7 protein-coding genes, 1 tRNA gene and 1 pseudogene are annotated in these 7,471 nt (G+C 49.3%); 5 read left to right on the top strand and 4 right to left on the bottom strand.

Going from position 1 to position 7,471, the window contains the following annotated elements; genetic code table 11:
• Positions 1–118: 118 nt before the first annotated feature.
• Complete coding sequence (locus HX846_RS15945; RefSeq protein WP_178965695.1) at positions 119–1,054, top strand: phage portal protein; 936 nt, start codon at positions 119–121, stop codon at positions 1,052–1,054.
• 27 nt (positions 1,055–1,081) lie between these two features.
• Here HX846_RS15945 and HX846_RS15940 read toward each other — a convergent pair whose 3' ends face one another.
• Both HX846_RS15940 and HX846_RS15935 read right to left on the bottom strand, forming a co-directional pair.
• Positions 1,082–1,372, bottom strand: a complete 291-nt coding sequence (locus tag HX846_RS15940) for a DUF3077 domain-containing protein (RefSeq protein WP_178965694.1) — start codon at positions 1,370–1,372, stop codon at positions 1,082–1,084.
• 359 nt (positions 1,373–1,731) lie between these two features.
• On the bottom strand, positions 1,732–2,373 hold the full coding sequence (locus tag HX846_RS15935) for a hypothetical protein (protein WP_178965693.1): 642 nt from the start codon (positions 2,371–2,373) through the stop codon (positions 1,732–1,734).
• Positions 2,374–3,200: 827 nt separating this feature from the next.
• Here HX846_RS15935 and HX846_RS15930 point away from each other — a divergent pair.
• The 3 genes from HX846_RS15930 (at position 3,201) to HX846_RS15920 (ending at position 5,350) form a co-directional block, all read left to right on the top strand.
• Complete coding sequence (locus tag HX846_RS15930; protein ID WP_178965692.1) at positions 3,201–3,875, top strand: hypothetical protein; 675 nt, start codon at positions 3,201–3,203, stop codon at positions 3,873–3,875.
• Positions 3,876–4,208: 333 nt separating this feature from the next.
• Positions 4,209–4,901, top strand: coding sequence for a hypothetical protein (locus HX846_RS15925; RefSeq protein WP_178965691.1), 693 nt, complete (start codon positions 4,209–4,211; stop codon positions 4,899–4,901).
• Complete coding sequence (locus tag HX846_RS15920) at positions 4,898–5,350, top strand: hypothetical protein (RefSeq protein ID WP_178965690.1); 453 nt, start codon at positions 4,898–4,900, stop codon at positions 5,348–5,350. The genes HX846_RS15925 and HX846_RS15920 overlap by 4 nt, the downstream gene beginning before the upstream one ends.
• Before the next feature lie 316 nt (positions 5,351–5,666).
• On the opposite strand, the gene HX846_RS15915 is transcribed toward HX846_RS15920, so the two are convergent.
• Together HX846_RS15915 and HX846_RS15910 are read right to left on the bottom strand one after the other, a co-directional pair.
• Positions 5,667–5,742, bottom strand: a tRNA-Thr gene (locus HX846_RS15915).
• A 485-nt stretch (positions 5,743–6,227) separates the two neighbouring features.
• Positions 6,228–6,464, bottom strand: a complete 237-nt coding sequence (locus HX846_RS15910) for a DUF2790 domain-containing protein (RefSeq protein WP_177021908.1) — start codon at positions 6,462–6,464, stop codon at positions 6,228–6,230.
• Positions 6,465–7,154: 690 nt separating this feature from the next.
• On the opposite strand from HX846_RS15910, the pseudogene HX846_RS15905 reads away from it, so the two are divergent.
• Positions 7,155–7,471, top strand: a pseudogene (locus tag HX846_RS15905) (cellulose synthase operon protein YhjQ); the annotation flags it as partial.

Below are 7,471 nucleotides of genomic sequence, written 5' to 3'. Positions count from 1 at the left end.
CGCTGGTCCACCCTCGAAGGCAGCCATGAACGATCCCAAGCCACACAGCCCACCCGCGGCTCCCGGAAGACCCACGCGGCGCAATGTACGGGCATTCAGCTTCGGCGCGCCCGAGTCGGTGCTGACCGGCAACATGAGCGAATACCTGGGCGTGTTCGCCAGCGACGACGGGCAAATCTACACACCGCCCGTGTCCCGAACCGGGCTGGCGAAAATGCTGCGCGCCAACGCCCACCACGGCACCATCCCGCGCTTCAAACGCAACCTGCTGCTGCGTGACTTTGTACCTTCGGCGGGGTGCAGTGCGCAGACCATGGGTCGGGCGGCGCTGGATTTTATGGTGTTCGGCGAGGGGTATTTTCAGCGCAAGGCCAACGTCCTGGGCCAGGTGCTGGAGCTGGAGCATCTGCCGGCGCTGAACATGCGCAGAAAGGTTGGCGGTGGGTTTGTAATGCTGCTGCCCGGCGGTAAGCACCTGCACTTCGAGGAGGACCAAGTGGAACACGTCATGGATTACGACGTGGAGCAGAGCATCTACGGTGTGCCCGACTATCTGGGCGGCATGCACGCGCTGTTGCTCAACGAGTCCGCCACGTTGTTCCGGCGCCGGTATTACAACAACGGCGCCCATGCCGGGTTCATCTTCTACACGAACGACCCGAACCTCTCGGAAGAGGATGAAGAACGGATGCAGAGCCAGATCGGTGCGAGCAAGGGTGTGGGGAATTTTCGGTCGCTATTCGTCAACATCCCGGGGGGTGGTGACAAGGCGATTCAGATCATTCCGGTGGGGGACATCGCAATCAAGGACGAATTTGAGCGGGTGAAGAACATCACGCGAAATGACGTGATCGCAGCGTGGCGGATGAACCCGGCGCTGGCGGGGTGTATGCCGGAGAATGCGGCGGGGTTTGGGGATATTGAGAAGATAGACCGGGTGTACACCAACAACGAAATACGGCCTATCAGGCAGCTATTTTTACAGGTGAATGAGCGGCTGCGCAGTGAGCGCCGGATTGAGTGGCGTGATACCTCAGAGGCCAGCGCACGATAGAGGCTATCGAGCGCTGGTGATGCCTATCTACTGCGGGTCAGGTCCGTCAGGCAATAGCGCCTGGTTGATGTCATCAACGATTGCCTTACCCATTTCGCCGAGATAATGCGAGGCGAACGCATAGTACTCGCCGCCCTTATCCATGGCGGCTTCAAGCGAAAGCACTTTGGCGTAGTAGAGCAAATGGAAGGCGTGTTCCAGCGCTTCTCGCAGCGGCACCCCCGCATTGACCCGTAGTACGTGCATATCGGATTTGTTTTCGCCGCAGTCCGCGAAGGTCTGGACGCCGATGGTGGTTACTGAGGATGGGTGGCTCATTGCTGACCTCCAGATAGCGGAGGACGGCAGGATTTACCCAGGGTAGAGAGATTTTTAGACAGTGTTTCGTACGGCATAGCTGATTCCCTTTGTATGAACAAAAAGAACTGCCATTCGCGATTCCAAGCGCAAAGGTGGTAGCTGTACGCAGGTTGGAATCCGAGGGGAATCAATCTCGGCAGACACGAATGTCTCCCACGTACAGCCGCCAAAACGTACAAAAAACAGACCCGAAAAAGCGCTGTTGATTGTTTGGCGACGCTGTAACGTCATAATTCCCACGGGATTCCACGCCCGGTCGCTGATGAGCAGCGACGGGGAAAGGGTAGCGTGGTCGCTCCGAGGCTGCAACGTTCTCATTAGCTTGTGGTTTCATCCACAACCACTAGAGCATGGCTCATTACACGCGCAGAAAGAGAGAATACATCTTTGGCGGAAATCTTATGTTTTTCAGAAATATCAAACACGTCCTCTGCGTGCTTCACTCGGCCAAACCCTGGATCTGGGTATCTACCTGCCCATAAAGTGAAATGAGTAAGAGTTTGTAAGATTGCCCTATCTTTCTTACTGAGATTCGGAATGAAATGGGCAAGGTCGACTAGGCGATGGTGCTGGAAAGATGACTCTTTTGCCATGTAGGCCACGATGCCATTTCGCATAATCGTCATGGCTTTGAGGCAGACCTCCAAACTATAACCCACAAGCATCAGCCCAACGGCACAGTACTGACTGTCACAAATCCCTCTAGTATATAAGGTCATTGTTTCGAAGCCGGGCTGACTTTTTAAGACTGTTACGGCGGCCTGAGTTAACGCTTCTGCTTGAGTAAGCCAAAGAATAGGAGATTTAAGATCTTCTGTGGTGGGGGCCCGCGAGATATCTGCTGGAAATCCTGCCAATGTTTGTGCTAGCCCCCATTTAAGCCAGGCAGATGAGCTATATCCAAAAGGATCTGACGCGAATGAGTTTCTATTTGGTTGGATCTGTTGTTCTAAAGTCATCGGTGTTTTATCTTCGAAGATTGAAATGATGAAGAATGCAAAATCGACTTTGGGTAAGGCTAGTTTCGTAAGTGTACTAATTTTGATCTGGAATGCTGCAATCCTCCCACTGGCCAGTCATCACGTTGCGTGAGAGTTTTTGGTTAGAGGGATAGTCACTTCCTACGATCTTAAATAGATCGATAATAAGGTCCGCTGGAAGAAAGTAAATTTTTTTATGTCTCATGCTGTCGGATGCTAAGAATATTCCGGAGAACAAACCGGTCTCGTCCATAGCAGGTACGAATACAAAGCTGTGTATGACCTGATTACATATAAAATCGATGGTTCTACTTTCTGATGTGCATTTTTCAAGATTGTAGCGCTTCAGTATGTTGGTGGAGTTCAAGTGGTCTACGCATGCGTTTGGCAGCGATATATAACAATTTATGTTGTATTTTAAAAGTTTTGTTGCATGAGAGATTTTGAGTGTCTCTAGCAACTTTCGGACAGAGTAAAATCCGATAAATATCTCACGCTCAACTCGCGCAAGTGTCCGTTCGGTTACGTTTTCGCCGATGTTAATTTTCTTGAGCCACCGGGCAGTGCGAAGCAGAGGCTGCTTCCAGTATTGCGATTCGTAAATCATATCTATGGCCTACGACGAAGGGTATCGAATCATAGCAGGTCTTCACGAGTAGGCTAATCTGGTGGGGGGGCTGCTGAGTATTGTCATGGAGTGTCAATTTCCGGTGCTGCAACTCGCCCGGCATGCATTTGACTCTTGATGCTGCTCCTAGGGGGCAGTAATCTAAAGAATTACTCGATCAAGGAAGGAGTCAGAAAGGATGAAGGATAATAAGGTTGTAAAGGCTGGACGAGAATTGCCTCTAGAAGAGTCCGTTGAGGCTTTCATCGATGCGTTTGTTACGAGTGGGGCTCTCAGTGCAATTCCTGTAACTGGTACGGTTTTAGGCGTTTTTAAGGCATTTAGAACCTATAAGAGCGAGAAGCTAAAGGCGAAGCTTAAAGAATTTCTTAACGAAACTAGTAGCCTACAACGGGACGAGATTGGTACGTTTTTATTAGAGAATAAAAAGGATGAAGATCCGCTGCTTGTCGAGCATCTGCTTGAATTGGTAGAGCAGGCCGAGTCAACCCAAAAGGCGATGATCATAGGCGTGCTGTTCCGTCGGCTCGTACGAGGTAAAATAACTAGGGGGCAATTTACAGATCAGGTTAGATTCACAAATCAGATTTTTATTATTGATCTTTTTCATTTTATGCATGGTTATCACAATCAAGCAATTTTGCAGGATGGCCTTGGTGATATTTTGACTAATCATCGGGTCTGCAAACGTACTATGAAAATAGCATACATGGATAAGAATTTTCTTTCGCAAGAGAAAGTGCAGTACATAGATGTTAGCTACGAGTTGACCGAAGTTGGTAAGGTTTTTTTGAGGTCTCTTCATGAGGCCTATAAAGATAGAATTAATCCGGAGCGTCAGTTGGTGGACTAATAAATTTATTTTGTCAGGGGTGGCTACTGATTGGAGATTTATAATTTCCGATAGTGTCAGCGTCTACGGCAAAGACTGAGCACGCCTGAGTGAGATAGGTGTGTTGCTCTTCGACCAGCGGAGCGGATGTGCTTTGCTAAGCAAGGGGTGTGATGAGTGAATTTGGTATGAGGTTGTTTACAAAAGGGTTGTTGCTGAATACAGAAGCCAAGGAATTGCTACTAATAAGCAGAGCGATGAAATCCTAGCTTTGATGTTGGCACTTTGCTATCGTGGGTTGTTTTTTCTGGTAGCGGTGACGAAGCGCTACTAATTACTATGGAGGGTATTTACATGAGCTCATTATCATTTTATGACGTTTTTGAGTACGTTACTGCGGCGGCAACTATATTGGGGGTATTGATTGGTGGTTTTGATTTATTTAGATATAAAAAGCTACGATCCGCTATAAAAGATTATATGGGAGGGCAAAAAGTTGTAGGCTCCAAGCGGCGTCGCCCAAGTTTTGTCAGGTATATGTTTGAAATAGCTCTTCCTAGGTCCAGGTTTTTTGGTGCTGCAATAATTGCAATTAATGCGAGTCTGGCAATGTCAATAGTTAAGATTGCGGAGCAGGCGTCCTTGGCGGACGAGCGTGCTAAGAAGTCGAAGACTATTGTTGGTCTGATGCTTAGTGAGAAGATGAAGCAGTCGACAAAAATTCAGATGATTTTTCTTTCGGTTCTAATACTAGATGCTTTTTTGGCTTTTATTAATGACGCGAGAATGAATATCTTTGTTCTGTTCGTGGTGGTTGTTGGTTGGGCAGGTATTTATATTGATCATAAGCTTATCGAATTCCGGATTAATAAGGGTTGGTATGGGACGAACGAGTTTGAGAGTAGAGAGATAATCCGATTTATTATTTCTCATGCAAATAAAGATGACTTCAATGATCAGGGTAAATTGAAAAAGGTAATTCCAGAACCTTCGCTGAGCGATTCTAATGAATTTGATTTTTCCAGCGCGGGAGGCGCAAAAGCATGAATTGGGACCAAGCGTCTGAATTTGCTCGAAGAGCTATCAATGTGTTGTTCGTTGCTAACCCTAAAGGAACGAGTATTGGGATATTAATTGGTGTTATTTTAGATGGGTTAATAGGGTTTTTCTCACCACTACTCAAGACCATTGAATGGGTCAGCTTCTCTGCTGTGAAAATCTGGCATTTGATGGGGTTGGGTGTTGTAGTAATGAATTTTCCAGCGTACCTGTATAGAAAAGATGTCGACCCGTCCATAATAAAAGCTTTTAAATTAATTGATGCGCAGAAGGCCAATAAGAGTATTAGCGGACCCCAGGCGAAGCAACTGCATGTGAATCTTCTCAATACTGTGATCCAAAGTATTGCTCTTAATGCCGAGAAAGAAGCTCAGATGGATAGACTTACTGCGATGGCTCGTCGTCCCGGAACGGGAGAGGATGAGTTGGAGGAGTGACGCTTGCAGTGATATGTCATGACTCACTGTGGCGCGGCAACCAACAGTGTAAGATATGCGTATTGACTGTTTGTTGTGCGTAAAGGGGACGGATTTATTTATCGCTCTGCGCTGTTCCGTCTCAACCCAAAATTTCGCATGCAAAGATCGATGCGAGCGTCGTTACAGAAGGTGGGGGTTTCGAAAGGATTGCAGAGGGGCGTGGGAGCAGGTAGATGATCAGCGGAAAGTAGAGAGGCTGCCAGATCAGGATCTGTGGTAAGAGCAATCCAGAAACAACAAAGCCCCCGCATTTCTGCGAGGGCTTCGTTTTGTATGGTGCCGGCACCAGGAGTCGAACCCGGGACCTACTGATTACAAGTCAGTTGCTCTACCAACTGAGCTATACCGGCGTGTTAGGGCGACGATTATAGCGATTGGCAAGCATCTGTAAACCCCTGAATTCTGACTATTTTTGCAACCGACCGGGTTTTCTCTGCGCGGCCTCGTTTCAGCCACCCCAACCCCGCCAATCCCATGCGCTGGATCACTGGAAAGGCCTGCGTGCAGAAAGCGGCAAGTGCCAATCCTGTCCTGGAACAACAACCTCCAGCCCGACGGCCGCTTCACCATCACGTTTTTCCGCGATGCGCAGCAAACCCAGCCGATTCAAACCGAGAACGGCACCTGGTGTGGCGGCGGACCCGACCGACGATTGCCAGGAGGATTATGAGTTTACCGAGCACCGTATTCGCGGTTAATCCCATTTAGCTTCAGATGAGGTTTTGTGGCGAGGGAGCTTGCTCCCGCTGGGCTGCGCAGCAGGCCCAAAACAGTGGGAGCGCTGCGCATTCCAGCGGGAGCAAGCTCCCTTGCCACAGGTTTTGTCGTTCAGCTTTTAGCTGCCTTCGTTACACGAATCGGCAAATTTCTTGTACTCAAACACCCGCTTCTGCCCGTGGGAATCCAGGTAGGTCATCCGCGCATTCACCACGCCACACGCCGCGCCTCCATCGTCCACCGTCGACAGTACTTGCTGTACATCCAGCTTGGGGCTGGCCTGGACATGGGCCGAAAAGGCGGCAACGTTGAGCAAGGCAAACAGGCTGCTGGCGATGAGGGTGTTGCGGTTCATGGTGGTGTCCTCTGAGGTTCAATAGGGTGTGTGTTGCGTTGGAGCCTATTGAGCGCCCGGGAGGTATCCGGCCTGTGTCATGCACCCGGCGTTTTGCCTCGGCATGTGTTGAGAAGGGGATTGCATACAACTTGATACAGAAACATATCCATTAGAGGTATTAGTGCCTCAGGGTCTTTCTCTTAGATGTTTTCGACATAACGGTCATCGTTTTTCCCTTGAATAAGGTGAGTCTTACCGTATTCTGTTTCGAAATATTAAACGTCATATAAATAGCGGAATCGTTTAACCCGGTTTACGGAACGTTGGCGGTTAATTACTAAGTTGTAATTTGATTCGTCAGCTAAGCAATTTTTCCTGACCATGCGGCCAGAAAAATTGTTAGAAGCCGCCGCAAGCTTCTGATCTGAAAGAAAATGATAAAAATTCGCTAAATAAGTCAAAAATACGGCACTCAGCCGCTCGTCGGAAAGAATTCATCAAAAATCATCAAAATACTGACACCATCAATCTGATATCACAGAATGCCGCCAGCCAACACATAACTAGAAAAACCAAGGTCAGCTCAACGGGCTGACCTTTTTAACGCCTTTAAAGCGTAATAACCGGGGAGGGCCGTGGGTGAGTCGCGCAGACGATATTTCAAAACTATTCAATAAGCTGGGCGCCAATCCAAATGGCTACCGGGAGATGTACGCCGTCCATGATTATCTTGAGGATGACGTGGTGGTCGAGCGTTTCGACGCCGTGCCCATCCCGGCCCAAACCGCTTGCACCGTCGCGCTGGATGAGCCGCCGTCGGCGCCATTGCTGCGCTTGCTCGAAGAGCTGACCCAGGGCGAAGCCGATCACCTGCAACCTCCCGAAGTGGTCGAAGGGCCGACCGGTGAGGTGTACTCGGATCAATCCTCACCCAAGGTGATCGTGGTGGTCTCGCTCAAGGGCGGTGTCGGTCGCAGCACGCTGACCGCGGCCATTGCCAGCGGCTTGCAGCGTCAAGGCCACCC

This window comes from Pseudomonas sp. K5002 (genome assembly GCF_013386655.1).
In the GTDB taxonomy this organism is placed as follows: domain Bacteria; phylum Pseudomonadota; class Gammaproteobacteria; order Pseudomonadales; family Pseudomonadaceae; genus Aquipseudomonas.
This window is presented reverse-complemented; position numbering and strand designations above follow the sequence as displayed.